This window comes from Flavobacterium sp. WC2409, from assembly GCF_041200085.1.
GTDB lineage: Bacteria > Bacteroidota > Bacteroidia > Flavobacteriales > Flavobacteriaceae > Flavobacterium.
In genome coordinates, this window is sequence record NZ_CP165625.1 from 612,697 (window position 1) to 639,064 (window position 26,368).

A 26,368-nucleotide genomic window follows, 5' to 3' on the forward strand; every position below is an offset into this window, starting at 1 on the left:
GTGCAAAAGTAAATAATTATTTTGAATTATAAATTATAAATTTTGAATTATTTAAACACTTATTTAGAGTCATTTATAATTTAAAATGCAACATTTAAAATTATTCTTCATCAAGTAAATCTGGGCGTCTTGTTTTAGTATGTTCATACGCCTTATCTTCTCGCCATTTATCTATTTTGGCAAAATTACCGCTTGTCAAAACATCAGGAACTTTCCAGCCTTTGTAATCAGCAGGTCTTGTATATATAGGTCCTGACAATAAACCATCCTGAAAACTATCGGTCAACGCTGAGGTTTCATCACTCAAAACACCTGGAATCAATCGAATCAACGCATCCGATAAAACCAATGCGCCCAATTCTCCACCACTCAATACATAATCGCCAATAGATATTTCTTTGGTAATAAAATGATCTCGAACTCTTTGATCTACTCCTTTATAATGTCCACATAGAATAATAATATTCTCATACATCGACATGGTATTGGCCATTTTTTGGTTCAATGTTTCTCCGTCAGGTGACATATAGATGATTTCATCGTAGGCTCTTTCACTTTTTAAATGCGTAATGCAGGCATCAATCGGCTGTACGGTCATCACCATACCAGCACCACCACCATAAGGGTAATCATCTACACTTTTCTGTCTGTTGGTAGTGTAGTCGCGCAAATTATGAAAATGTACTTCTACTAATCCTTTGTCAATAGCGCGTTTCATAATAGAAGCTTCAAACGGACTCCTTAATAGTTCTGGTAAAACGGTAACAATATCAATGCGCATAATTTCTTATCTAAGTTATGAAGCCGCAAAGGTACAAAGTTTTTAAGATTCAAAAATTCACTTCTGCTATAAGTTATTTAGGAAGCAATTTCCAGCAGTCCACTTTATCTATTGTGCCAAACCCTGGCACAATAGGATGCCGTTTCCATCTGGGCTAGGAGTAAGTGGAATTTGGGGTCTTATAAAACATTAACTTTAAATAACTACTTCCTTTAAAAACGATATGAAAACAGTGAAGCTGACTATCCTTGAAATGATTAATAAAAGTATGATATATATCATGTTTAATAGGAGTATATATCTGTAAATTAGGTCCTTGTAACTTACGCTTCAATATTATGAAAAATAAATATTTGTTTTTAATTGTACTGGTATTGATTTTATTTCAATTCGATAAAATTAATGCCCAAAGTCAAACTTGGGTTGCTCCTAAATCTGCATATGATCTCATAAATCCTTTTAAAGGCAACGAAAAAGCAACTGCTGAAGGAAAGAAATTATACAATCAAATGTGTGTGATTTGTCATGGAATACAAGGCAAAGGAAATGGAAGTGCTGGTGTAGCTCTAAGTCCTAAGCCATCAAATTTTTTGACAATAAACGTTGTCAATGAAACAGATGGTGCGATTTTTTGGAAATTAACTGAAGGGAAATCACCAATGGCTTCATATAAGGACGCATTAAGTGAAAATCAACGATGGCAGTTGGTAAACTACATTAGATATTTAGAGAAAAATAAATAATATTAAATTAAAAAAAGATGAATAAGACAAAATGGTTATTTGTGTTTTTGTGCTTGAATGTTTTTCTTTTTAAAAGTGTTGCACAAGATACTAAATCTTTAAATAAATCGATTTTTGGCCAGACTAAACTCGTAATTGTAGGAAATGCACAGGCAGATTATATGTACAATAAGGAAGAGAATGGTTTTGGGAATGTGGATTTTAAACCCATTTTTCTGTGGAGCCTGTCAGATAAGTTATTTATTGAATCAGAGATAGAGATTGCTACTGGTGATGGTGCAGTTGAAGTTGTTTTAGAATATGTAAATATGGTTTATTTTTTAAACAATAATTTAGCAATACACTTTGGTCGTTTTTTACCGAAATTTGGTAGTTATAGAGGGAAGTACATGGAAGGTTATTTGAATCGGTTTCCTAATAATCCAGTGGGTTTTGGGGATGGTGGTATAGGTCCAATGGTTGAAACAGGGATTGGACTTCAAGGTGGTGCCGAAATTGGTAAAGCCACTATAAATTATGATTTTTATATTTCCAATGGACCTCAATTGCTCCCTGGTAATGCAGATGCTCCAGATGAAGCAGGACAGTTTGAATACGAAGCCTATAAAGAAAATAATAAGGATAAAGCAATCGGTGGAAGAGTAGGGATTCTTCCGTTATATGATTCTAGCTTAGAATTAGGGTTTTCATTTCAACATGCAGCTAAAACGGGTGATTCTGGAACTAGTTTAGAAAATGTAAAAGTAGATATGTATGCAGTAGATGTTAGTTATTTTAAAAGTATCGAAGCCATAAGTTCTAATTTGAAAATCCTTGGGGAATGGAAAAGTTTAAATGCTGGTGATGCTTACTATCAGGATTTTGAATCAGAAACTGGAAATTATACATTTAAAAATAAAAGTACAGCTTATTATGTGCAAGCTTCAATAAGACCTTCAGGAGCAACTTCTGATTTTGTCAACAATTTAGAATTTGCAGGAAGATATTCAGAATTTGATACACCTAAAGAAGCACTTTGGGGTGGAGGTTTAAAAAAACAGACTGCATTTTCTGTGAATTATTGGTTGGGGTGGAATCGAGTGTTTAAAGTATCCTATCAAGTTCAGGACAATCAACCTAATTCACTTATTGCTCAATTGGTTTATGGCTTTTAAAATTAAATCTAAAAATAGTTAAAAATGAAAAATATAAAAATAATCTATTTTATGCTGCTCTTTTTTTCTTTTATAGTTTTCGAAGGCTGTAAAACATCAGAATCAAATTTGTATACAAATATGCCTTCAAGCGAAGAAGTAAACAGGAGTACTACTAAAAGAGCAGAAGTGTTAGTAGAAAAAAGTGGGGCACAGCTTTGGGGTGAAAATTGCGTTAGATGTCATAATGCACCTCCACCACAAGCTTATTCAAATGAACAATGGGACGTGATTGGTCAGCATATGAGAGTACGAGTTAACATTTCTAAAGTTAAAACGGAATCAATAATTGCTTTTATAAAATCGGCTAATTAGAAATCTTGTTTAAAGTTGTAACACATTTTATAAAAGTAGTATTAGATTCTTTAGAAGAAATATATAACAAGTATAGCGCTTTAAAGTTTCAAAAGAACAGTTTGCTTTTTCTAAATATTGAAATTTTCAAATTGGCTATTAAATTCGTAAATTTGCACTTCTATAAAAAACAAATACAATGGAAAACGGAATATACGCTAAATTCAACACCGCAAAAGGAGCGATTTTAGTAAAACTAACACACGATTTAACACCAGGAACAGTAGGGAACTTTGTAGCTCTTGCTGAAGGAAATATGGAAAACAAAATAAAACCTCAAGGACAAAAATTCTATGATGGTTTAAACTTTCATAGAGTTATTCCTGATTTTATGGTTCAAGGGGGTTGTCCTCAAGGAACAGGAACTGGAGATCCTGGGTACAAATTTGACGATGAATTTCACAAAGATTTGCGTCACAATGCACCAGGAGTTTTAGCAATGGCAAATTCAGGCCCAGGTTCTAATGGTTCTCAATTTTATATTACACACGTTGCAACACCTTGGTTAGATGATAAACATACCGTTTTTGGAAATGTTGTCGAAGGACAAGATGTTGTTGATGCTATTGCTCAAGGAGATGCTTTAGAGTCAGTTGAAATTATAAGAGTAGGTGATGAGGCTAAAAACTGGAATGCTATCGAAGCATTTGTTGGTTTAAAAGGAGCTCGTTTGAAAAAACAAGCTGCTTTGAAAGCAGAATCAGAAGCCAAAATGGAACAATTAGCCGCAGGTTTTGAAAAAACAGAAAGCGGATTGCGTTACCAATTTATCCAAAGAGGTTCTGGTAAAAAAGCAGAAGCTGGTAAAACAGTTGCTGTGCACTACGAAGGATCATTAGAAAGCGGAAAAGTTTTTGATTCTTCTTATCCAAGAAAAAAACCAATCGAATTTAGATTAGGTCAAGGTCAAGTTATCGAAGGTTGGGACGAAGGTATTGCTTTGTTACAAGTAGGAGATAAAGCACGTTTCGTGATTCCTTCTGATTTAGGATACGGACCAAATGGTGCTGGAGGAGTAATTCCACCAAACGCTACTTTGATTTTTGACGTAGAATTAATGGACGTTAAATAATAATTGATTATTGAAATAAATAGAAAACGCCTCAAAATATATTTTTGAGGCGTTTTTTTATCTAGGAAGTTTAAATCTTACGCTTCTTTTTTCCACTTAATATTACAACCAATACTTGGTTTTTGTTCGGCATTTATGGTTCTGTTATAAATCACGCCATCAATTGCACCACGTAAATCGCTTCCGCTAAGGGGAATCCCGTTGCCAGGGCGGCTGTCATCTAGTTGTCCTCGGTAAACGAGTTTGTCTTGATTGTCAAACAAAAAGAAATCTGGCGTACACGCTGCATCATACGCTTTTGCAACTTCTTGGTTTTCGTCATATAAATAAGGAAATTCAAAATTATTTTCGAATGCAAATTCGGTCATTAACTTTGGAGCATCCTGCGGGTAATTTGTAACATCATTACTCGAAATAGCTACAATGCCAAGTCCTTGTACCCTATAATCATTTGCAATCATTATAATTTCCTCAATTACATGAAGTACAAACGGACAATGATTGCATATAAATACGACCAAAGTACCTTTCTCCCCTTTTACATCAGCGAAAGAAAACCATTCTGTTCCAGATTTCATGTCTTTCAAGTAAAATTCGGGAGCTTTTGTCCCTAGAGCGAGCATGTTTGATGGAGTTCTTGACATTGTATTTTTAATTTTATATTCAGGTTTAAAGTTATGAAAAAAGGATTGCTTTTTGCCTAAAATGATTATTTTTAGATTTTATAAGTCATTTGAACAAAACCAAAATTTAAAATGGAAAATAATTTAAGTTGGCAAGATTTTGAAAAAACAGAAATGCGTGTAGGAACTATTCTAGCCGTCAATGATTTTCCCGAAGCCAGAAAACCAGCCTACCAATTGACGATTGATTTTGGGGAAACTATCGGAATCCGAAAAACTTCGGCACAAATTACTAAACGGTATTCCAAAGACGATTTATTGCATCGTCAAATTGTAGCGGTAGTTAATTTTCCTAAAAAACAAATTGGAAAATTCATGAGCGAATGTTTGGTTTTAGGAGCAGTTGGAGCCGAAGGGGATGTTATTTTGTTAGCCCCTGATTTCAAAATTGATAATGGACTGCGAATTGGGTAGTTTTCTTAGTTTAAAAAATAATATAATTTTCTTATAAACCAGCTAATTTTAATGTAACTATCTGTTTTTTAGTTGTTTATTTAAAAAAATAAGATTAAATTTACTTCCCGATTTAAGTAAGTGTCACTAATGCACTTACTTTTATTGCTTCAAATAATTTTTGTTAATGAATGTATACAAACCCTTGCTTTCTAGGTGTTTTTTATACCATGATTGTATTATGCAAAATGCAATTGGCTAAACCCCAAAGTCAATTTTAATATCCAAATAAAAATAGTGCTATATATAATAGTTAAAATCAGGCAGGAAGTTTTACGCAAACTATGCAAATTTTAGAATACTATTGAATTAGAATAATTGAATTCAACTATTTGTGGTTCCTAGTGAATCGCTATTGTGAGTTTTGGATGAAAATAAGTATTAATTTAAAAGTTAATAAAATGGAAAATCAAAAAATGATTGAATTATTACAGTACTGTGCGGCGCAATGTACCCATTGTTATGATGCCTGTCAATTAGAAAAAGAAATGGATATGAGTATTTGTAAGATGAATGACTTAGACTGTGCCGATATTTGTCGGTTGACAGCACAAATACTAGAAAGGAAATCGGATAATTCAGCAGTATTTTTAAAAGCCAGTGAAGAGATGTGTGATCTATGTGCAACGGAATGTGAAAAGCATGCCCAAATGGAACACTGTAAAAAATGTGCGGAAGCTTGCCGTAAATGCGCTAATCAAATTCAAGAGTTTAAAGTGGAGCATCACGTATAATTTTTTTTAGTTGAAGTATAGGAAGAAGCATATTTTATTGAGATCAAATAATTAATTAGAAACCTTAAATACTATTTATTATGTCAACAACTATAAACACAAGCTTGAGAATAAAAAGCAGTTCATTTAAAAACAACAGTGCTATTCCATCAAAATATTGTTGTGATGGATTAAATATTAACCCAGAACTTTCTATTGGCGATCTTCCAGAAAACGCAAAAAGTCTGGCTATTATCGTTAAAGATCCTGATGCAAAAAATGGGGATTATTGCCATTGGATTGTTTGGGATGTTGATCCAAAAACTAGCATCAAAGAAAATAGCTCACCTGGAATTGAAGGCAGAAATAGTAAGGGAATGAATAAATATGCAGGGCCTTGTCCACCGATGGGTATTCACCATTATCACTTTCAAGTATATGCATTAGATACAAAACTAAGTTACTTGCCTCCTAGTAGTAATGAAAAGGAACTAAAAGTAGCAATGAAGAACCATATAATTGCCAAGGGCGAATTAATTGGGCTTTATAAAAAAATGGATGCTCATTAACCTATTTTTGTTTTGAATACCTAATGCATCATAATCATTTTGAATTGGGATTAGTTTTTGGCAATTTGCCAGATGCTTATTTTAGTTCGGGTTATAAATCCCAATTTTTCATATAATTTGATGGCTCCTACATTAGCCTCTGCTACATGCAGGAAGGGTATTTTGTTTTGATCAAAAATAGCATTTGCGGTATGTGCGACTAATTGTTTTGCATAACCTTTTCCTGTGTGTTCTGGATGCGTAATAACGGCGCTTACTTCTACAAAATCATCCATTTGCATGCGCTCGCCTGTTATGGCTACGAGTTGGTTGTCTTTAAGAATACCGTAATAATTGCCTAAGTCAGCTGTTTTTGATTTGAAATATTCCGGATAAACAATTTTTACTAATGCCAAAAGTGCTGCTCTATGACTTTCGTCTAGTTTTACGATTTCATTAGTATATGTTAAGTTGATTTTTTCGCGAACAATCATTTGTAAGCACAGCAATTCGTCTTTTAATTGTAAAGATTGAGGAAGGTTTGGTTTTGCACCAAAGATGAAAAAGGAAGGAACTAATTTGGCGTAAGCCACTAAATCTTCGCTATTATTTGGGATTTCATTAAATGCACCAAAAGAACAATAATCTGGATTGTAGAAGCGTGTTTTATTGTAAGTAAGCGCAAGTTTTTTATGGCTTTCTGCCAAGGAATACCAAACAGGATTGTCTAGTTTATATTCTTTGTTCATGATTGAAATTTATTATTAATCTAATCAGCAATTTTAAGATCTGAATGTTTTTTTATTTTGATTTTTACTATTTTAAAATGTACTTGAATTAAATTTAGTGCCATAAATGCAACTAAAAAATCACTCAATAGGTAAGCTCTCTATCTGTCCCCATTCCGTCCAAGAACCATCGTAAACTGCTTTTATGTTTTTATTTCCAATGAGTTCGTAAGCAATTAAATCAATGCAAGCCGTAACGCCAGAACCACAACTAAAGGTTAAAGGGCGATCCAGTTTTGGAAGTATTTTAACTAATTCTTCTTTGGGAAGAAATTTCCCGTCCTGTAAAAGATTAGTATATGGAATATTAATCGAGCCAGGAATATGTCCGCTTCTAAGCCCAGCTCTTGGTTCTTTGGTTTCACCCAAGAATCGATCACTAGAACGCGCATCAATCAAAACCGCTTCTTTAGAGTCAATGTTTTCTAGAATTTGTTCTTTGGTTTTAACCAAATCAGGATTGAAATTAGATTCGAAATTACCCAAAGGATATTCTCTTTTGACAGACTTCTCTACGGGAAGATTTTCTTTTGCGTAAGCGGGAAGACCTCCATCCAAAACCCAAACTGCTTCATGTCCCATAATCGTAAACAACCACCACGCTCTTGGACTGGTATAAATTCCTATACTGTCATAAACCACAATTTTACTGTCTTTGTTTATACCCAGTTTTCTAGCTGCTTTAGTAAAAGCAGCTGGATCTGGGAGAGTATTTGGTAATGGATTGGTTGTGTCGCTAAAATCATTTTTAATATCAAAAATGCGAGCTCCTTTGATTTGCAGTTCCTCAAATTGTAATTCTTCTTTAGTTTGATTTACTTTTTGAGAGGCATCGAGTAAAATTAAGTCAGCATCTTCAAAATGTTCTTTGAGCCAACTTACAGAAACTATTGGGTTTTTCATTTATGTGGTTTTAAAAACTTTTTTATCGTAAAAGTAGGAAATAATAAGTAAAATTAGGGCAATTATAGAAGGCACATATCCACCATCTCCAGCATTAATATGCGCGCTGAAGGCCAGCAGGAAATCATAGAAAAAACCAGCATAAGCCAATTCTTTTAGGAAAGTGGATTTTTTAGTTAGGATTACCAGTATTCCTAAAAACTTGGCTGTAGCCAAAGGATAAATAATATAGATAGGATAGCCTAAACTTTGAAATAATTCCTCAACCATGGCATGGTTGAAAACAAACATTCCAGCAGACATAAGCATCATTACAGATAATAATCCAGTGGCAACCCAATACACAATTTTGTCTTTCTTTTTCATTTTATTACATTTAAATAATTGATAATAAGCAAATTGAATTAATGTAGTAAAGGTAATTATATTTTTTTAATGCGTTTAATCCACTTCCATATTTCAATCCAAAGAACTGAAACGCCACTTACTGTGATGCAAATTCCAATTTGACGAAGTTGAAGTGGGAGCACGTCAAAAAAGTCGGCAATGGGACTGATGTATAAAATCATTCCAAGCATCAATAGAGTGATGGAATTTACAAAAACCATCATGTTATTTTTGTTTTTTAAAGATAAAAAAACCGAATAATAAAAGGAACGATTAACGAGCGATAAAATGATATTGGAGAAAACTAAGGTGGTAAAAACCATCGTTCTGGTTAAATTTTCGTTTCCTCCATTTTGAACTGTTAATTGGTATACAAATAATATCCCAAGTGTGATTGCTATTCCTTGTATAATACTTATTCCCATTTCTTTTAGTGATAAAAAAGTGCTTCCCAATTGTCGAGGCATTTGTTTCATACTATTTTTTTCAGCAGGTTCGTTTTCATACACAATAGAACACATAGGGCCCATTACTAATTCTAAGAAAATAACGTGAACTGGGGTGAAAATATTGGGGTAAATCCAACCTAAAAATAAGGGTAATGAAACCGTTAGGATTATGGGGATATGTATGGAAACAATATACTGTACTGCTTTTTTGAGATTGGTATAAATGCGACGACCTGCCGCTACAGCCACAATCATTTTGGATAAATCATCATCTACTAGAATTAAATCGGCGGCAGTTTTTGCAATTTCAGTTCCTTTTTTTCCCATGGCAATCCCTATGTGAGACGCTTTTAATGCAGGTCCATCATTGACACCATCGCCAATCATCGCAACCACTTGATTGTCGTTTTTTAGTGCATTGACAACGGCTAATTTTGCTTCGGGAAACATACGAGTCATAAGCGTACTGTTGTGAATACTTTGTAATCTTTTTACTTCGTCCAGCTTCATGATTTCTTCCCCTTCCATTACAATGTCAGGATTTTTTATCCCAGCCATTTCTGCAATGGCTTTAGTGGTCACACTATTGTCACCTGTAATTACTTTTACTTGAATACCTGCTTCATAGAATTGTTTAATTACCTGGTGAATATTGGTTTTAGGAGGATCATAAAAAATGACCAATCCAACAAAATGAAAGGGAAGCTCTTCTTGGTTTATTGGAAAGCTTTTTTCGGTATAATCAGAGTAGGCAACACCAAGAATACGATAGCCTTTGGAAGCCAAGAGTTCTATCGTTTTATAAATTGTATTTTTTTCCTCGGTATTGAGGTTGGATACTTTTAGTATAGTTTCGGGAGCACCTTTTGCGGCAATTATTCGCTTTCCTTCTTGATTTTGAAAAACGTGTGTCATCATGGGTGGTTTTCCATCAAGAGGATATTCATGAACCATCAAGAATTCTCGTCGGGTATCATTTTCAGTGATTGCCTCATATTCTTGATGCACTGTTTTTTCCATTGGGTCAAAAGGAACGGGCTCACTGGCCCACATAGCCATTTCGATTACCTTTTTAGCTTCTGGATTATTCCAATTTTCTTTTTCAAATAATTGATTGGTTTGGAACGCATAAACCGATTGTAAACTCATTTTATTCTTAGTAATAGTACCTGTTTTATCCGTACAAATTACCGTAGCACTTCCTAAGGTTTCTACCGTTCTTATTTTTTTAACAATGACTCCTTCTTTCATTAATCGCCAGGAGCCCAATGCCATAAAAGTCGTGAAAGCCACAGGAATTTCTTCTGGTAAAATCGACATAGCTAAGGTTAGTCCTTTTAATAGACTGTTCAATATGTCATGCGTTTTCCAGTAGTATACACCCCAAACCAATAAGAAAATAACAATGCCAATAATGGCCATTCCTTTTACAAATTTTTCTATTTGTACTTGTAGTGGCGTAGGTTGTTCTTTAATGTTTAAAATAGAATTTCCTAGTTTTCCAATTTCAGTTTCAGGACCAATTTTAGTGGTTTTATATACTGCTAATCCCGAAGCAACTAAAGTGCCACTAAAAACAGTTTTTTTATCCGTTTTCTCCGATTTAAAAACCGAATAGGCTTCACCGGTAAGTGTAGATTCATTAACAGAAAAATCGTTGCTGTGCACAATTTCACCATCGGCATTGATCGTATTGCCTTCTTCAGCGATAACCAAATCATTTATGACAATTTCTCGGGTGGGAATTTTTATTGCAACACCATTTCGAAAAACGGTACTTAATGGTTCGTTTAATTTTTCTAAAGCTTCCAATGCTTTTCTACTGCGATTGTCTTGAAAGAATGATATTCCAGAAACAGCCACTATTGCAGCTAACATAAAACAAGCTTCACTGTTTTCACCTAGTATGAAATATATAATCGATACCGCAATTAAAAGTAAAAGCATGGGCTCTTTTAAGATATCAAAAAGAGTCAACCACCATTTGTATTGTTGTTTTTGAATTTGTTCATTGTTGCCAAATTGATTTCTTGAAGTGAGAACTTCGGCATCAGTCAGACCAATGATATTTTTAGGAATGTTGATTTCTTTTGACATTGTAAAAAAGGAGTAGATGTAACTCAAATATAAGTTTTTTACTTTAATCTTAAACCACTAGTTATTATCCTTTTTCTTTGGTCACCAGAATGAAATAGAATAAAATAAAAATACTAGAAATTCCAGTTACTATAAATGTGGTTGCAGGGCCAAATTGATACCAAATTAATCCTGCCAAGGAGCTGGCTAGCATAGTGAAAATACTTTGAAAGGCAGAATAAGTACCAATTGCTGTTGCAGTATCTTTCTTGTCAGTAATGTTACTAATCCATGCCTTTGAAACGCCTTCAGATGCAGCTGCATATATTCCATAAATGGAAAATAAACCAATAAAAATAATACTACTGTGATTAAATCCCATTCCGAAATAAACAACAGAAAAAAGGACTATACCAAAAAGTAACATTTTTTTTAGTCCAATTTTATCAGCTAGAATTCCTAAAGGAAAAGCACATAGGGCATATACTAAATTGTAAAAAATATAAATACCAATTACCTTAGTGTCACTTAATCCAGATTGTTTTGCTTTAAGCAAAAGAAAAACATCGGAACTGTTAAACAAGGTAAAAGCAAGAAGTCCAATGACTACTTTTCGATACATAACTGGACTGGTTTTCCAATAATTTAAAAAGGAAAAAAAAGGAGTTGGTTTGGGTTGTGCTGCATTCGTTTTTGTTTTCTCTTTTAGAAAAAAGGAGGCGCTTACAGCCAATAAACCTGGAATAAAAGCGATATAGAATAATGTTTTGTAATCTTGTGGGTAATAATAGAGATAGATTAATGCTAATGAAGGTCCTAAAACAGCACCTAATGTATCCATGGAACGATGAAAACCAAATATCTTTCCTTTGGTTTCTGGAGTAGCTTCATCAGAAAGAATGGCATCTCTTGCGCCCGTTCGAATTCCTTTTCCAATGCGGTCGATAGTTCGAGCAAAGAAAATCCAAAGAGGATATATAAAAACAGCCACCATGGGTTTTGAAAGGGCACTAAAAGCATAGCCTAATTGTACAAATGGCACTCTTTTACCTACAGCATCAGAGCGTTTTCCAAAATACCCTTTGCTAAATCCCGCCGTCGCTTCGGCAACACCTTCGAGAATACCTATGAGTACAATTGAAAATCCAATGGACTTTAAATAAATAGGCATAATGGGATACAACATTTCGCTGGCTGTATCTGTAAATAAACTAATCAAGGATAGAATCCAGACCGTGCGACTGATGTTTTTCAAGAGGAATTAGATTAAGTTTTACGTTATAAATATAAATAAAAAAGCCTGAAAATCAGATGACTTTCAGACTTTTAAAAATATATATTTTGGAAAGATTTACTTATTATTTTGCTCTTCTTTTTCTTCTTCAATTTCTACTGCTGTATCTTTTATATGGTGTAAAACCATTTGAGGAAATGGAATTTCAATTCCTTCGTTGTCAAAGGCTACTTTTAGTCTTTTGCGAAGTTCACCAGTAATTTCCCATTGTTTACTTGGCTGTGTTTCACCTAAAATCTTGAGCATTATTGAAGAATCGGCAAAATCATTTACTCTCAAAAATTGTGGTGCAAGTATAATATTTTCTTTCCATAATGGATCATTGGCTAATTCCGTTCCTACTCTGTTGATCACACTAATTACATGTTCTAAATTAGAGTTGTAGCCTACACCCATGTCTAAATTGATACGAGAGAAATCTTTGGAAAGATTAGACACTTTTTTAATTTCTCCATGTGGAATATGATGTACGGTTCCGTCTAAATCTCTTAAAGTTGTTTTTCTTAAACTAATTTCTTGAACGGTACCACTTGCATTATCAAAACTCACTACATCACCTATGCGGTATTGATTTTCTAGAATAATAAAAAGTCCTGAAATAATGTCTCTAATCAGGTATTGTCCACCAAAACCAAAAGCCAAGCCTACAATTCCTGCAGCAGCTAATATTGGTGCGATTTCAACTCCAAATTCTTGAAGAACCATTAAGGATGTAATGACTAATAATCCAATATTGGCTGTAGTTGTAAATATTTGAATCAGTGTATTTTCTCTTTTTTCTTCGGCTTCTTTAGATGAAATTCCGTCAGGTCGTACCGCAATTCGGACCATTTTTTCTATAAAGCGAACAATGATTTTATTTAATATAAAAGCACCAACAATTATAAAGATGATTTTTAAACCGCTTGTTAGGAGCCAGGGAATAACTAATTCGGCGTATTTTTCTAGGTATTTTTGAAAAATTTCTTGCATTTAATGTTTATTTTAAGTTTAAAATATTATTTTTATTAAAATAAAAAGTCCAAAAAATCATATGATTTTCGGACTTTTAGCTTTAATAGGTAGTATGAAAAGAATTTAATTTTTAATTAAATATCATCAAAATCAATGTCGGTGAAACTAGAAATATTCGGTAATGCTTCTTCATTAGTTACTTTTTCGGTTGCATATTCTTTTTTGAAATCTTTTTGATGTCTTTCTGAGATTACCTCTTCCCCTTTGTGGTTCAAAACATAAGAAGTCATATCGTTTAGGATTTCAGCGAAAGCGGTAAAGTCTTCTTTGTATAAGTATATTTTGTGTTTTTTGAAGTGAAATGATCCATCTTCTTCAGTAAACTTTTTGCTTTCGGTAATTGTAATATAATAATCATCCGCTTTTGTCGCTCTAACATCAAAGAAGTACGTTCTTCTTCCAGCGCGTAAAACTTTAGAAAAGATCTCTTCTTTTTCTAACATGTCATTTTCTCTCATAATCCGTTCTATCAATTAATGGTTGTTAACTAGTACTCAAAAATCTTAAAAAATTATGTATTACACAACAATTAAAGCAATTCTTTTTCTGAAAGTTGTTTTAAATACAAAGATGCATAATAGCCTTCTTGATTTACCAATTGATTATGAGTTCCTTGTTGAATAATTCGACCATCTTCAATAATAATAATTCGGCTTGCGTTTTTTGCTGAGGAAACACGATGGCTAACTATAATGGTTGTTTTGTCTTTACATATTTCAAAAAGGTTGTTTAAAATCGTTTCTTCTGTTTCAGTGTCTACTGCTGATAAACAATCATCAAACAATAAAATCGGAGGGTTTTTTATGATGGCTCTTGCAATAGAAACACGTTGTTTTTGACCTCCTGACAGCGTGATTCCTCTTTCTCCCAGAATGGTTTCGTATTGCTTATTGAATCCAATGATATTGTCATGAACCACGGCGCTTTTTGCTGCTGACTCCACTTCCTTATCAGTGGCATCTTCTTTACCAAATTTAATGTTGTTTTTAATAGAGTCGGAGAACAAAAAAGCATCTTGTGGCACGATACCAATACTGTTTCTTAAATCAAATAAATTTAAAGAACTGATTTCTTTAGCGTCTATTTTTATAGCACCATTTGTTGCGTCATATAGACGAGAAATCAAAGATAAAATAGTTGATTTACCAGATCCTGTTTTTCCAAGTATGGCCAGTGTTTCTCCTTTATTTACTTTGAATGAGATTCCTTTTAAGGCTTTGATCTTAGTGTCTTCGTAAGTAAAGCTCACATTATCAAAGACTATTTCCCCTTCTACGTTTGATTTTTCAGTGTTTGTATTTTGAATTTCAGGTTCTGTTTTTAGAAATTCATTCAATCGTTTTTGAGAGGCTTCGGCTTCTTGAACCATGGATGAAACCCAACCTAGTGATGCCACAGGCCAAGTAAGCATGTTGACATACAAGATGAATTCGGCTATAGTACCAATGCTTTTTATTGTTCCATCAATATACATAATCCCACCAAAATAGATTACAACTAAGTTGCTGATTCCTATTAAAGCCATCATTAAAGGTCCAAATAGTGATTGTACTTTGGCCAAATTCAAACTTTTGCTTTTGCTTTCATTTGCTAAAGCAACCATATTTTTTTGGTGTTGTTCTTCTAATGAATAGGCTTTTATTACTCGTACTCCAGAGAATATCTCTTGAGAAAAACTGGATACTTTTGATAAGTACTGTTGGAAAATGGTACTTCTCTTATTGATTTCTGAACTTAATTTGAAAATACCATAAGACAGTAAAGGCAGTGGTAGTAAGGTGTATAAGGTTAATCTTGGAGATACATTGTACATGTATACAATTACTATTGTAAAACGAATAATAGTATTGATGGAGTACATCACGGCTGGACCAACATACATTCTAACTTTTGAGACGTCTTCACTGATGCGATTCATTAAATCACCTGTACGATTTTGCTTATAGAAATTTTGAGATAAATTTTCATATTGTCTAAAAACTTCATTTTTTAAATCAAATTCAATGTGTCTTGACATTACGATTAAGGTTTGCCTCATTAAAAAGGTAAGAAAACCAGCAATTATGGTGGTGGCAATTATCAATAAAACATTAGAAATTAACTCTTGACGTATTACTTCGGAAGCAACGGTTTTGTCTTTTGAAAATTCTTCAATCGCCTTAAATGATTTGCTTATCAGTTTAGGTGTGAATAACATGAAGATTTGTGCGATTATTGTGAATAAAATACCAAGTGAAAAACTGTATTTGTATTTTATAAAATATTTGTTTAAATAACTTAATTCTTTCATTTTTTTATGATATTCGGTATTATGATTCTCTTATTTTTTGATTAATTGTTGTTGTATTGTTAATTTTAGAAAAGTGATAAAAAGCAATAAAAATGTGAATTGCTTATTTTTTTTATAAAAAAATGAAATTTATTCATTTTTTATGTAAATTTGATTTGTCTTTTTGACAAATTCATAATTTTATCACTATAAAAATTAACGCTATGGATGCAACTTTCACAACAGGAAAGGAACTTCAAAAAATGGATCCCGTTTTTGGACAATTATCATTTGATGATCACGAACAAATTGTATTTTGCAATGACAAAGATACAGGTTTAAAAGCAATTATTGGTATTCATAATTCGGTAATGGGACCTGCTTTAGGTGGGACTCGAATGTTTGATTATGCAAACGAGTGGGAAGCCTTAAATGATGTATTGCGTTTGTCACGTGGTATGACGTATAAAGCGGCTATTACAGGATTGAATATTGGTGGAGGAAAAGCCGTTATTATGGGCGATGCTAAAACCAAGAAAACGCCTGAATTGATGCGTAAATTTGGAGAATTTGTACATTCATTAAGCGGAAGATATATTACTGCTGAGGATGTGGGAATGGAAACTAGAGATATGGACATTGTAAGAGACGTTACTCCTTATGTTACCGGAATATCTGAAGAAAGAGGAGGAGCAGGGAATCCTTCGCCAGTTACTGCTTTTGGAGTATATATGGGAATGAAAGCAGCTGCAAAACATAAATTTGGCTCTGATTCACTTGCAGGAAAAAAAGTGTTGGTTCAAGGGATCGGTCATGTTGGTGAAACATTAGTTGACTATTTAACTAAAGAAGGCGCTATTGTTACTATTGCTGACATCAATGAAGAAAAACTATACGAAGTAGGGACAAAATATAATGCAACTATTTATACAGGAGCTGATTTATATACTGCTGATGTTGATATCTACGCACCTTGTGCTATGGGAGCAACTATTAATGATACTACAGTTAATAAAATCAAAGCAAAAGTAATTGCTGGTGCTGCTAATAATCAATTGGCTAATGAAGATATTCATGGTGCTATTTTACAAGAAAGAGGTGTTTTATATGCACCAGATTTCTTGATTAATGCAGGTGGAATTATCAATGTTTATGCTGAACTTGCTCATTATGGTAAAGCTGAAATTATGAGTAAAACAGAAAATATCTACAATACTACTTTGGAGATTTTTGATTATGCTGTTGCAAATAATATCACCACACACCATGCTGCACTTAGAATTGCTCAAAACCGCATTGATCAAAGAAAAATAGAAAACAGTAAAAAATAGGTTTTTAGTACTGTGAATTATTCCGTGTTGCGTTTTTTTTTGATAGTTAATTATCAATTATATAAAAACGGAACACGGAATACTTTTAAAATAAGCAATTATATATTTTATTATAAACAATGAAATACTTATTTTTGCACCCTAATTAATAAAAGTTCTTACAAGGTGGTAAACAGAAGACACATTCGCGTTAAAGTAATGCAATCCATTTATGCGATGCATCAAAACGGTTCTGATAATCTAGAGAAGGAAGAAAAATTTCTTTTTTATAGTATCGATAATATTCAAGATTTATACCTTACCATGATTTCTTCCTTAATGGAAATTGGTAAAAAAGAAGCTGAATTCTTGCATAAATCAAGCCTTAAACATCTTGCAACTCCCCAAGAGCGTAAACCAAACGAAAAATTTATTAAGAATAGTATTTTCCAAATTCTTGCCGAAAACAATTCTTTAAGCATTGCTTTAGAAAATCGCAAAATTGATGCTTGGACTCTTAATGATGATTATATTGTGTTATTACTAAATGCTATAAAAGCGAGTAATCATTATATAACTTATATGGATAATCCTGAAAGTTCTTTTGAAGAGGATCGAAAGCTTATTGTCGATCTGTTTATGGATGTAATTGTACCTAATGAAAAATTGTACGAATATTTAGAAGACGATAAATTGACTTGGATTGATGATATTCCATTAGTAAATACACATATTATTAAGCAATTGAAATCCATGAAGCCTATTATGGACGATAATTTTACTGTTCCTAAGGTATATAAGGATCCTGAAGATAAAGCTTTTGTTAAAGATTTATTTAGAAAAACAGTTTTAAACGAGGTTGAATTAGCTAAAGAATTTGTTGATAAAACACCCAACTGGGATAGTGATCGAATTGCTGAGGTAGATACAATTATTTTAAAAATGGCGATTTGCGAGTTTTTAAAATTCCCTTCCATTCCTGTTAAAGTAACTTTAAATGAATATTTAGAACTGGCGAAAGAGTATTCTACTCCAAAAAGTAGTATTTTTATCAACGGAATTTTGGACAATTTAGTTAAAGAACTAGAAGCCAATAAAAAAATGATTAAAGCCGGTCGCGGTTTAATGTAATAGTAATAAATAAAAAAAGAATTCAAAATTATGGAACAATTAACTCAATTTGCACCGTTTTTATTAATGTTTGTCGTAATCTATTTCTTTATGATTAGACCACAACAAAAAAGAGCTAAAAACGAAAAAGAATTTGAAAGCAGTCTTAAAGTTGGTGATAAAATCATTACAAAAAGTGGTCTTCACGGTAAAGTTTCTGAACTTGCTACAACTACGGTTATTGTAGAGACAATGTCTGGAAAATTAAAAATGGAGCGTTCTGCAATTTCTATGGAAATGAGTGCAGCTTTAGCAAAAAAATAATCTTTATTTTTAAGGTTATAAAAAAGTCCCAATCGAAATTTTCGTTTGGGACTTTTTTAGTTTTATGAAAAGTTTTATTTCTTTTTCTTTTTGTTTTTCTTTGCTTTTTTAGCTTTCGCCTTTGCTTTTTTATCCTTAATTTTCGCTTTGGCCCTAGCTTTTTTCGCTTTGTCTTTTTTCGCTTTCTTGGCCTTTGCTTTTTTCGCTTTCGCTTTTAATTTGGCGACTTCTTTGACAACTAGTTTTTTTATTAGTCCCTTTTCTTTCTGTTTTTCCTTCTTCAGTTTGTCTTTTTCTTTTTTCTTTTCATCCTTAGTTTCGTCAAGAGTAGTTCCTTTTGGCGTTTCACTTGTTTTCTTTTCTGTAATTGCTTTGGGAATAACTTCGGCAACAGGTTTGGCAACTTTGGTTTTTCTAGATTTAGCGGGTGCTTCTTTTTTATTTGCAACTGCTGTTTCTGGAGTGGTTACCTCTTCTTTCTTCTCATCCATAATACTATATTTAGGTTATTAATATTTTGCTTTTATTGGGTTGTAATGAATTTATTAGCAAGGTATTAGTAAATATACTAAATAAAAGAACAAGATAATGTTAAGCTTTTGCCTACAAGTTTAATTTATTCTGGGTAAGAAAAGTAAAAGTGGGTATTAAAATAAGAAAAGCCCCATGATGGGGCTTTTCTTATTTGTATTTATCATTCAAACCAATATTGGCTAGAATCATTGGTGTTATTTTTTCAATTCTCGAAAGTTTTGTAGGCTCTCGTTTTGCTTCTTCAATGTATTCGTGGAATTCCCGTTGTTTGGCTAATGAAAATTTTTGAAAGGTTTCCGCCAATGTACTATTGGTATCTATAGCGAGTTGTAATTCTTTCGATATAAGTGTTTCTTTTGCAGTAGCTTTAATTACTTTTCCTGCGTTTTCATTTTCAATTGCTTCCAAGATATAAGTTAATACTTCTTTTTCATTAACTTCTTCGATAGAATTAAAACGCCATTGTCGTAAAGATTTTGTTATGCCTTCTTGAGCATTTACTAATACTTTTTTTTCATCTTTAAGGAAAACACCATTAAAGAACCAAATTCCAAAATAACTCTTAAATCCACCAATACCAATCACATTTTTATTGTTCAAAACATAAACAGGACCACCCCATTTTGTAGTTTCAATCAATTCAGTTTGGGCAAGAATTTCTTTCAGTAGATGTAACTCTTCTGTCCAGTTATTATTCTTGTCCCAAGTATGTTTTTTTGGTGTGGATGTGTCCAATTATTTTCTCTTTTTAGATAGTTCTAATCCAAAGTTAGGCATTGAAGTTAGTTCAGCGATTTTTACAATTACGTCAACCGCTTTCTGCATGCTTTCAACAGGAACATATTCATATTTTCCATGAAAGTTGTGTCCTCCTGCAAAAATATTAGGACAAGGTAATCCCATATAGGATAATTGACAACCATCAGTTCCCCCACGAATAGGTTTAATCAATGGTTTGATTTCTAGTTCTTTCATTGCTTTTTCGGCAATGTCAACAATATGTTTTACGGGAACCACTTTTTCTTTCATATTGTAATACTGGTCTTTGATCTCAGCAATCACAATGTCTTCCCCAAATTGTTTCGCAAATTTCTTATTGATTTTGCGACTTATTTTTTCAATTTTTTCTTTTCGTTTTTCGAATTTTATCTTGTTATGATCTCTAATGATTAATTCCAAGACAGTTTCCTCAATGCTCCCTGTTAAATGGAGTACATGATAAAAACCCTCATATCCTTTTGTCTCTTGTGGCGTTTCATCAGAAGGCAAAGCATTGATAAAATCATTGGCAATCAACATGGAGTTGATCATTTTTCCTTTGGCATAACCTGGATGCACACTTTTTCCTTTAAAAGTAATTTTGGCTCCAGCCGCATTAAAATTCTCATATTCTAATTCACCTATTTGACTTCCATCCATTGTGTAAGCCCAGTCAGCACCAAATTTATCTACATCAAAATGATGTGCTCCGCGACCAATTTCTTCGTCAGGTGTAAACCCAACTCTAATTTTCCCGTGATTGATGTCTGGATTTTTGATTAGGAATTCCATTGCAGTTACTATTTCAGTAATTCCCGCTTTATCATCTGCTCCTAAAAGGGTTGTTCCGTCAGTTGTAATTAATGTTTGTCCTTTGTATTGTAATAAATCCTTGAAATAGCTTGGAGATAAAATGATGTTTTGTTCTGCATTTAAAACAATGTCTTTTCCGTTATAATTTTTTACGATTTGTGGGTTTACATTGGCTCCAGTAAAATCAGGTGTGGTGTCAAAATGAGAAATAAACCCAATTGTTGGTACTTCGTGATCTACATTGCTGGGTAATGTAGCCATGATATAGGCTTTATCATCGATGGTTACCTCTTGCATGCCAATTGCTTTTAATTCTTCTACTAATTTATTGGCTAAGTCCCATTGTTTTGCAGTACTTGGAGTTGTTTCTGAACTTGCGTCAGATTCGGTGTCAATCGTTACATAACTAATGAAACGGTCAATGATATGTTGCATAAAAGTATATTTATATATGAGGGACAAATATACAGTTTATTTACAAACTGAATTCGTAAGATGGCTTTGGTCTTTTGTTAATTAGGTATAATAAAGAAAGAGAAGCCTATTTACAATTGTTTTGTTTTTTAGCAGAAGGATAAAATTATACAGTAAAATTAGATTTTATTTAAAGTATGTTTCGTTAAACTTAAAAAGCGTTAAAAAAAACGGATTGACCACTTTTTTTTGTAAATTTAATAGTCGTTAGAATAAACGTATAATATTAAAAATCAAATCATTATGAAAAATTTATTATTATTTATCATCGCTGTGTTATTTTGTTCAGGAGTAGAAGCCCAAGATAATAAAATGCAAAAAGAAAAGATGCATGATGCTAAAATGGCACAAATGAAAAAGTATTTGAAAATGAAGGACGGTAAGGTAATGATGATGAAAGAGGGTAAGATGATGATGATGATGAATAAAGAGATGACATTGTCTAACGGTACTGTGGTTGCTCCAAATGGAATGATGAAAATGAAAAATGGCCAGTCTATGATGATGAAAAATGGCGAAATGATGAATATGCAAGGCATGATGATGAAAAATTATGTAAAAATGAAAGATGGTAAAATGATGATGATGAAAGAGGGCAATATGATGATGATGGATAAAGAAATGAAAATGTCTAACGGTGCAATGGTCTCTCCAAACGGAATGGTTAAAATGAAAAATGGGAAAACCATGATGATGAAAAATGGGGAGAAAATGGATATGGACGGTATGATGATGGAGAAAATGGAAATGAAAAAAGACAAAAAATAAAACGCTTTGAAGTTCAGTTTTTGATTAAAAAAAACAGTTAAAGTGGTAGTTTTTACAACCGAAGCCTATTATTAGGCTTCGGTTTTTTTATTTCATTTAAAACTCTAGCCTATAGAACCCTTTAATTTTTAGTTGAATAATAAATTTTAGTTTACAAATATTTATTTATCGACTATATAATTCTATTTTTGCACAACACAACTAAATATACATGTACAAACTTCTTATTCGTCCGCTATTTTTCTTATTTGATCCTGAAAAAATACATTATTTCACTTTCTCGCTGGTTCGCATTACTTCTAAAATTCCTGGTTTTTCGGCAATTTATCGTTCGCTTTATCTGGTAAATGATAAGCGTTTAGAAACCGAAGTTTTTGGATTGAAATTTAAAAACCCAGTAGGTCTTGCCGCTGGTTTTGATAAGGATGCCAAGCTGTATAAAGAGTTGTCGAACTTTGGTTTTGGATTTATAGAAATTGGTACTTTAACACCAAAAGGACAAGATGGAAACCCTAAAAAGCGTTTATTTCGTTTGAAAGAAGATTCGGCAATTATTAACCGAATGGGTTTTAATAATGGAGGAGTTCTGGAAGCAGTAGAACGATTGAAAGCAAATAATGGCGTTTTAATTGGAGGAAACATTGGTAAAAATAAATTGACACCAAATGAAGAAGCGACATCTGATTACGAAATATGTTTTGATGCTTTGTATGATTATGTTGATTATTTTGTAGTGAATGTAAGTTCGCCAAACACACCAAATTTGCGTGCGCTGCAAGATAAAGAGCCATTGACTCAGTTGTTGCAAACACTTCAAAATAAAAATTTGGCTAAACCAAAACAAAAGCCTGTCCTTTTAAAAATTGCTCCTGATTTAACAGATGAACAGTTATTAGATATTATTGATATTGTGGCTGAAACTAAAATTGCGGGTGTAATTGCAACCAATACAACTATCTCGCGTGAGGGATTGCAATCAGTCAATAAATCCGAAATGGGGGGATTGTCTGGGAAACCATTAACAAAACGTTCGACAGAAGTAATCCGATTTTTATCTGAAAAAAGCAATAAAGCTTTCCCTATTATTGGAGTAGGAGGAATCCATTCTGCTGATGATGCTATAGAAAAACTAGAGGCTGGAGCAAGCTTGATACAGTTGTATACCGGTTTTATTTATGAAGGACCAGCATTAGTAAAAGCGATAAATAAAAAGATTTTAGAACGATTGAAATAATTCGTTTTTCAATATATATAAAAGTCCGTTAGAAAGTTTCTATCGGACTTTTTTATTTTCTATTAGGAGAGAATTTGTACAATAAGTCCTGTAAGTAGAGCAATTCCGAAACTTAATAAAGTACCTATTAACACATATTCGGTTAATTTTCGGTCTTTGGCCTCTTTCAAATCTCCAAAACGAAAAATAGATTTTGCTGCCAATAAAATGGAATCGCTTAAAAAGGGTTGCGATAATAAAGCTAAAATAAATAAGTGACCTAATATTTAATATTACCAAATTATGTAATATTTATTTATATTACCAAAATACAGAATACGTTAAAGTTCTTAAAATTTAAAAGGCATCATTTAGAAATCCTAATTGTTTTTCTATCTTTGAAACTATATGAAGCAAGTGAAAATTATAGAATGTCCTCGTGATGCTATGCAAGGCATTAAACCTTTTATTCCTACAGATAGGAAGGTAGCTTACTTACAATCTTTATTGCGTGTTGGTTTTGATTCCATTGATTTTGGAAGTTTTGTTTCTCCAAAAGCGATTCCGCAAATGGTAGACACTGCCGAAGTTTTAGCACAACTAGATCTTTCGGAAACCACCAGTAAACTCTTAGCCATAATTGCAAATACAAGAGGTGCTGAAATGGCTTCTATGCATGCTGAAATACAATATTTAGGGTTTCCTTTCTCGATTTCCGAGAATTTTCAAATGAGGAATACACATAAAACTATAGCCGAATCTTTAGTTACACTTACCGAAATTTTAGAAATTGCGGATCAAACCAATAAAGAAGTGGTTGCTTATTTGTCAATGGGATTTGGTAATCCATACGGGGATCCATGGAACGTAGATATAGTGGGAGAGTGGACGGAAAAAATGTCTAACATGGGAGTTAAAATACTATCCCTTTCTGATACTGTGGGTAGTTCTACTCCTGATGTGATTAGCTACTTATTCTCCAATTTAATTCCAAAATATCCTGAGATTGAATTTGGTGCTCATTTGCATACCACTCCTGATAAATGGTTTGAAAAAATTGATGCGGCTTATAAAGCGGGATGTACTCGTTTTGATGGTGCTATTCAAGGTTTTGGTGGTTGCCCAATGGCCAAAGATGATTTAACAGGTAATATGCCAACTGAGAAATTATTATCTTATTTTACTGCTAATAAAGTAGAAACCAACTTGAATCCGTTGAGTTTTGAAAGCGCGTATAATGAAGCGTCCAAGCTATTTGGTAAATTCCATTAATTCATAAATAAAGACACAAAAGTTAATAATAAGTATACATAGAAAGCGTTAATACTATTCTAAATAGATTTACTTTTATATTTATGATTTTTAGAATAAAAAAATACTGCAATCTTACTGTTTTAGTTACAGTATTATTTACTTTTTTTTCGGTTTCTTGCTCCAGTGATTTAGATTTTAATCAAGCGAATAACCTTAAATTAGAACCTGTTATTGTTGCTAATTTAACTTATTTTGATATTTCTGAAAATGGATTTATTGATAATGGAATTGAGCAAAAAGTAGCTTTTGATGCCCAAGATTTTGATGTTTTTCGGGACTCTTTCTTTCGAGATAATTTAAAAAGGGCTGACTTTTTTTTTGAAATCAATAACACTGTAAATAGAATGTTTACAATAAACATTGTGCTTTTAGATGGAAATGACCAGCCACTTTATTTCATTCCTTTTACTGTACCAGCCTATAATGGTACTCCTAATACCATAACTAAAACGGAAGTTTTTGAAAATTTAAATTTGGAGTTACTTAAGAGCACTAAAAGAATGGGCTTTGTAATTGCTATGGCTCCTGGTGCACCATTGGATGGTAGTGGTCAAGGAAGTTTAAAACTACGCTCAAGTGCAACTGTTTATTTTGAAATAAAATGAGGAAAGTATATTTATTAGGCTTACTATTCCTTTCTATTAGTAGTTTTAGTCAAAACAAACAAATTCTATATAATTTTACTTCGGTGCCTCAATCTTTAATGAGTAACCCTGGCGCTGATGTTAAGTACAAATATTATTTTGGAGTTCCTCTGTTATCTGGAATTTCAGCTAATATAGGTTCGTCAGGATTTTCAGCTTATGATTTATTTGCAAATGACGGAGTCGATTTTAATACCAAGTTGCAAAATGTTGTATTGTCTACTTCAAGAAATGATAAAATTGCTTTAAATGAACAAATAGAATTGTTTACTGGAGGTTTTCAAGTGGGTAATTGGGAGAGTAAAGGATATGTTTCTTTTGGAATGTATCAAGAATTCGATTTCTGGTCTTACTTGCCACAAGATTTGGCTACACTTGCCCTGTACGGAAACAAAGATTATATAGGCAAAGTGTTTAATTTGGGAGATCTAAGTGTAAAATCTGAATTGCTTTCAGTATTGCATATTGGTTTCCATAAAAATATAAAGGAGAATCTTATTATTGGAGGAAGAGCCAAATTGTATTCGAGTGCTTTTAATGCAAGGTCTACAAATAACTCGGGATATATTTATACTATTCCTTCAACGACCACTGTTTATGAACAAGTCATTTATTCCGATTTGCAACTCAATACTTCTGGTATTTCTAAATATTTAGAAAAAGGATATCAAGGAGATATTGGTAGTGATATGCAAAAGAAAGCATTATTTGGTGGTGATATGGGATTGGGATTCGATTTAGGATTTACATACTATCCAGAAAAAAACATTCAAGTTACAGCAAGTGTAATTGATGTAGGATTTATAAAACATAGCAAAGATGTTGAAACATTTACATATAAAGGTTCTTATAAATATGAAGGGATAAATCCAAAGTTTGACGGGAATTCTAATCCTAAAAATGTGTTTGAAGAATTTCAAGCGGCCATTCCTCGAGATACACTTTATGCAGGATATACAACTTTGCGTCCAGTTAAATTCAACGCATCGTATCAATATTCATTTAATGATTCAAGAGGAGGAGACTGTAATTGTAGTGGTGAAGAATCGGAATATAAAAACGCAGTAGGTGGTCAATTGTTTATGATGACTACACCAAGAGCACCAATAGTTGCTTTGACAGGTTATTACAGACGAAATGTTTTACAAAATTTACAAATGAAGGCAACGTATACTGTAGATACTTTCTCGTATACTAATATTGGTTTAGGACTTTCTGGAAATTTAGGAAAGTTTAATATGTATTTTTTGGCTGATAATCTCTTGGAATATCGGGATCTGGCTAAAGCCAATAGTTTGTCTTTTCAATTCGGATTTAATTTTATTTTTAAAGAAAGTGATGACTAATTAGTATAGTAACAAGGAACTATTTGATTTTATAATTGC

The 26,368-nt window shown here is 32.8% G+C and carries 28 protein-coding genes and 1 pseudogene; 15 read left to right on the forward strand and 14 right to left on the reverse strand.

Going from position 1 to position 26,368, the window contains the following annotated elements; translation table 11 throughout:
* Positions 1–100 precede the first annotated feature (100 nt).
* Positions 101–781 carry a tRNA (guanosine(37)-N1)-methyltransferase TrmD gene (gene trmD, locus AB3G34_RS02755; RefSeq protein WP_367768259.1) on the reverse strand — a complete coding sequence of 227 codons (681 nt, stop codon included), beginning with the start codon at positions 779–781 and terminating at the stop codon, positions 101–103.
* A 338-nt stretch (positions 782–1,119) separates the two neighbouring features.
* On the opposite strand from trmD, the gene AB3G34_RS02760 reads away from it, so the two are divergent.
* The 4 genes from AB3G34_RS02760 (at position 1,120) to AB3G34_RS02775 (ending at position 4,143) form a co-directional block, all read left to right on the forward strand.
* Entirely contained in the window at positions 1,120–1,524 is a 405-nt protein-coding gene (locus tag AB3G34_RS02760; RefSeq protein ID WP_367768262.1) for a cytochrome c, read from the forward strand.
* 17 nt (positions 1,525–1,541) lie between these two features.
* Complete coding sequence (locus AB3G34_RS02765; protein ID WP_369753376.1) at positions 1,542–2,678, forward strand: hypothetical protein; 1,137 nt, start codon at positions 1,542–1,544, stop codon at positions 2,676–2,678.
* Between the two features lie 24 nt (positions 2,679–2,702).
* Positions 2,703–3,032, forward strand: a complete 330-nt coding sequence (locus AB3G34_RS02770) for a hypothetical protein (RefSeq protein ID WP_369753378.1) — start codon at positions 2,703–2,705, stop codon at positions 3,030–3,032.
* Positions 3,033–3,210: 178 nt separating this feature from the next.
* Positions 3,211–4,143, forward strand: coding sequence for a peptidylprolyl isomerase (locus AB3G34_RS02775; protein ID WP_367768270.1), 933 nt, complete (start codon positions 3,211–3,213; stop codon positions 4,141–4,143).
* Positions 4,144–4,220: 77 nt separating this feature from the next.
* Here AB3G34_RS02775 and AB3G34_RS02780 read toward each other — a convergent pair whose 3' ends face one another.
* Complete coding sequence (locus AB3G34_RS02780) at positions 4,221–4,787, reverse strand: thioredoxin family protein (protein WP_367768273.1); 567 nt, start codon at positions 4,785–4,787, stop codon at positions 4,221–4,223.
* Between the two features lie 111 nt (positions 4,788–4,898).
* Between AB3G34_RS02780 and AB3G34_RS02785 the strand changes: the two genes are divergently transcribed.
* From AB3G34_RS02785 to AB3G34_RS02795, 3 genes are all read left to right on the forward strand, one after another.
* On the forward strand, positions 4,899–5,240 hold the full coding sequence (locus tag AB3G34_RS02785; protein ID WP_369753379.1) for a tRNA-binding protein: 342 nt from the start codon (positions 4,899–4,901) through the stop codon (positions 5,238–5,240).
* A 440-nt stretch (positions 5,241–5,680) separates the two neighbouring features.
* Positions 5,681–6,013, forward strand: coding sequence for a four-helix bundle copper-binding protein (locus AB3G34_RS02790; protein WP_367768279.1), 333 nt, complete (start codon positions 5,681–5,683; stop codon positions 6,011–6,013).
* A gap of 80 nt (positions 6,014–6,093) precedes the next feature.
* Entirely contained in the window at positions 6,094–6,561 is a 468-nt protein-coding gene (locus tag AB3G34_RS02795) for a YbhB/YbcL family Raf kinase inhibitor-like protein (RefSeq protein ID WP_369753380.1), read from the forward strand.
* Positions 6,562–6,611: 50 nt separating this feature from the next.
* Here AB3G34_RS02795 and AB3G34_RS02800 read toward each other — a convergent pair whose 3' ends face one another.
* The 8 genes from AB3G34_RS02800 to AB3G34_RS02835 all read right to left on the reverse strand — a co-directional run bounded on the left by AB3G34_RS02800 (position 6,612) and on the right by AB3G34_RS02835 (position 15,741).
* A complete protein-coding gene (locus AB3G34_RS02800; protein ID WP_369753381.1) occupies positions 6,612–7,289 on the reverse strand; it encodes a GNAT family N-acetyltransferase in 678 nt (225 codons plus the stop codon).
* Positions 7,290–7,409: 120 nt separating this feature from the next.
* Positions 7,410–8,231, reverse strand: a complete 822-nt coding sequence (locus tag AB3G34_RS02805; protein ID WP_367768286.1) for a sulfurtransferase — start codon at positions 8,229–8,231, stop codon at positions 7,410–7,412.
* On the reverse strand, positions 8,232–8,597 hold the full coding sequence (locus tag AB3G34_RS02810; protein ID WP_367768289.1) for a DoxX family protein: 366 nt from the start codon (positions 8,595–8,597) through the stop codon (positions 8,232–8,234).
* A 56-nt stretch (positions 8,598–8,653) separates the two neighbouring features.
* Positions 8,654–11,164 carry a cation-translocating P-type ATPase gene (locus AB3G34_RS02815; RefSeq protein ID WP_369753382.1) on the reverse strand — a complete coding sequence of 837 codons (2,511 nt, stop codon included), beginning with the start codon at positions 11,162–11,164 and terminating at the stop codon, positions 8,654–8,656.
* 64 nt (positions 11,165–11,228) lie between these two features.
* Entirely contained in the window at positions 11,229–12,398 is a 1,170-nt protein-coding gene (locus AB3G34_RS02820; RefSeq protein WP_367768296.1) for an MFS transporter, read from the reverse strand.
* 96 nt (positions 12,399–12,494) lie between these two features.
* Positions 12,495–13,409: a mechanosensitive ion channel family protein gene (locus tag AB3G34_RS02825; RefSeq protein ID WP_367768298.1), complete on the reverse strand. Its 915-nt coding sequence runs from the start codon at positions 13,407–13,409 to the stop codon at positions 12,495–12,497.
* Between the two features lie 116 nt (positions 13,410–13,525).
* Entirely contained in the window at positions 13,526–13,909 is a 384-nt protein-coding gene (locus tag AB3G34_RS02830; protein WP_369753383.1) for a PUR family DNA/RNA-binding protein, read from the reverse strand.
* Positions 13,910–13,980: 71 nt separating this feature from the next.
* Positions 13,981–15,741, reverse strand: a complete 1,761-nt coding sequence (locus AB3G34_RS02835; RefSeq protein WP_369753384.1) for an ABC transporter ATP-binding protein — start codon at positions 15,739–15,741, stop codon at positions 13,981–13,983.
* A gap of 203 nt (positions 15,742–15,944) precedes the next feature.
* On the opposite strand from AB3G34_RS02835, the gene AB3G34_RS02840 reads away from it, so the two are divergent.
* From AB3G34_RS02840 to yajC, 3 genes are all read left to right on the forward strand, one after another.
* A complete protein-coding gene (locus AB3G34_RS02840) occupies positions 15,945–17,051 on the forward strand; it encodes a Glu/Leu/Phe/Val dehydrogenase (RefSeq protein WP_367768306.1) in 1,107 nt (368 codons plus the stop codon).
* A gap of 198 nt (positions 17,052–17,249) precedes the next feature.
* On the forward strand, positions 17,250–18,161 hold the full coding sequence (nusB, locus tag AB3G34_RS02845) for a transcription antitermination factor NusB (RefSeq protein ID WP_369754075.1): 912 nt from the start codon (positions 17,250–17,252) through the stop codon (positions 18,159–18,161).
* Between the two features lie 30 nt (positions 18,162–18,191).
* Positions 18,192–18,464 carry a preprotein translocase subunit YajC gene (gene yajC / locus AB3G34_RS02850; protein ID WP_367768308.1) on the forward strand — a complete coding sequence of 91 codons (273 nt, stop codon included), beginning with the start codon at positions 18,192–18,194 and terminating at the stop codon, positions 18,462–18,464.
* A 74-nt stretch (positions 18,465–18,538) separates the two neighbouring features.
* On the opposite strand, the gene AB3G34_RS02855 is transcribed toward yajC, so the two are convergent.
* From AB3G34_RS02855 to pepT, 3 genes are all read right to left on the reverse strand, one after another.
* Positions 18,539–18,955 (reverse strand): hypothetical protein, encoded by a 417-nt coding sequence (locus AB3G34_RS02855; RefSeq protein ID WP_369753385.1) that lies wholly within the window; start codon positions 18,953–18,955, stop codon positions 18,539–18,541.
* A gap of 190 nt (positions 18,956–19,145) precedes the next feature.
* Positions 19,146–19,733 carry a YdeI family protein gene (locus tag AB3G34_RS02860; protein WP_369753386.1) on the reverse strand — a complete coding sequence of 196 codons (588 nt, stop codon included), beginning with the start codon at positions 19,731–19,733 and terminating at the stop codon, positions 19,146–19,148.
* Positions 19,734–21,005, reverse strand: a complete 1,272-nt coding sequence (gene pepT / locus AB3G34_RS02865; RefSeq protein WP_369753387.1) for a peptidase T — start codon at positions 21,003–21,005, stop codon at positions 19,734–19,736.
* 282 nt (positions 21,006–21,287) lie between these two features.
* On the opposite strand from pepT, the gene AB3G34_RS02870 reads away from it, so the two are divergent.
* Complete coding sequence (locus AB3G34_RS02870) at positions 21,288–21,812, forward strand: DUF6799 domain-containing protein (RefSeq protein ID WP_369753389.1); 525 nt, start codon at positions 21,288–21,290, stop codon at positions 21,810–21,812.
* Positions 21,813–22,023: 211 nt separating this feature from the next.
* Entirely contained in the window at positions 22,024–23,046 is a 1,023-nt protein-coding gene (locus AB3G34_RS02875) for a quinone-dependent dihydroorotate dehydrogenase (protein ID WP_369753390.1), read from the forward strand.
* Between the two features lie 62 nt (positions 23,047–23,108).
* On the opposite strand, the pseudogene AB3G34_RS02880 reads toward AB3G34_RS02875, so the two are convergent.
* Positions 23,109–23,255 (reverse strand): annotated as a pseudogene (locus AB3G34_RS02880) (DUF3307 domain-containing protein); the annotation flags it as partial.
* Positions 23,256–23,433: 178 nt separating this feature from the next.
* On the opposite strand from AB3G34_RS02880, the gene AB3G34_RS02885 reads away from it, so the two are divergent.
* From AB3G34_RS02885 to AB3G34_RS02895, 3 genes are all read left to right on the forward strand, one after another.
* Complete coding sequence (locus tag AB3G34_RS02885; RefSeq protein WP_369753391.1) at positions 23,434–24,297, forward strand: hydroxymethylglutaryl-CoA lyase; 864 nt, start codon at positions 23,434–23,436, stop codon at positions 24,295–24,297.
* An 83-nt stretch (positions 24,298–24,380) separates the two neighbouring features.
* Positions 24,381–24,944, forward strand: coding sequence for a hypothetical protein (locus AB3G34_RS02890; RefSeq protein ID WP_367768325.1), 564 nt, complete (start codon positions 24,381–24,383; stop codon positions 24,942–24,944).
* Positions 24,941–26,329, forward strand: a complete 1,389-nt coding sequence (locus tag AB3G34_RS02895; protein ID WP_369753392.1) for a DUF5723 family protein — start codon at positions 24,941–24,943, stop codon at positions 26,327–26,329. Before AB3G34_RS02890 ends, AB3G34_RS02895 begins: the two co-directional genes overlap by 4 nt.
* The last annotated feature ends 39 nt before the right edge of the window (positions 26,330–26,368 follow it).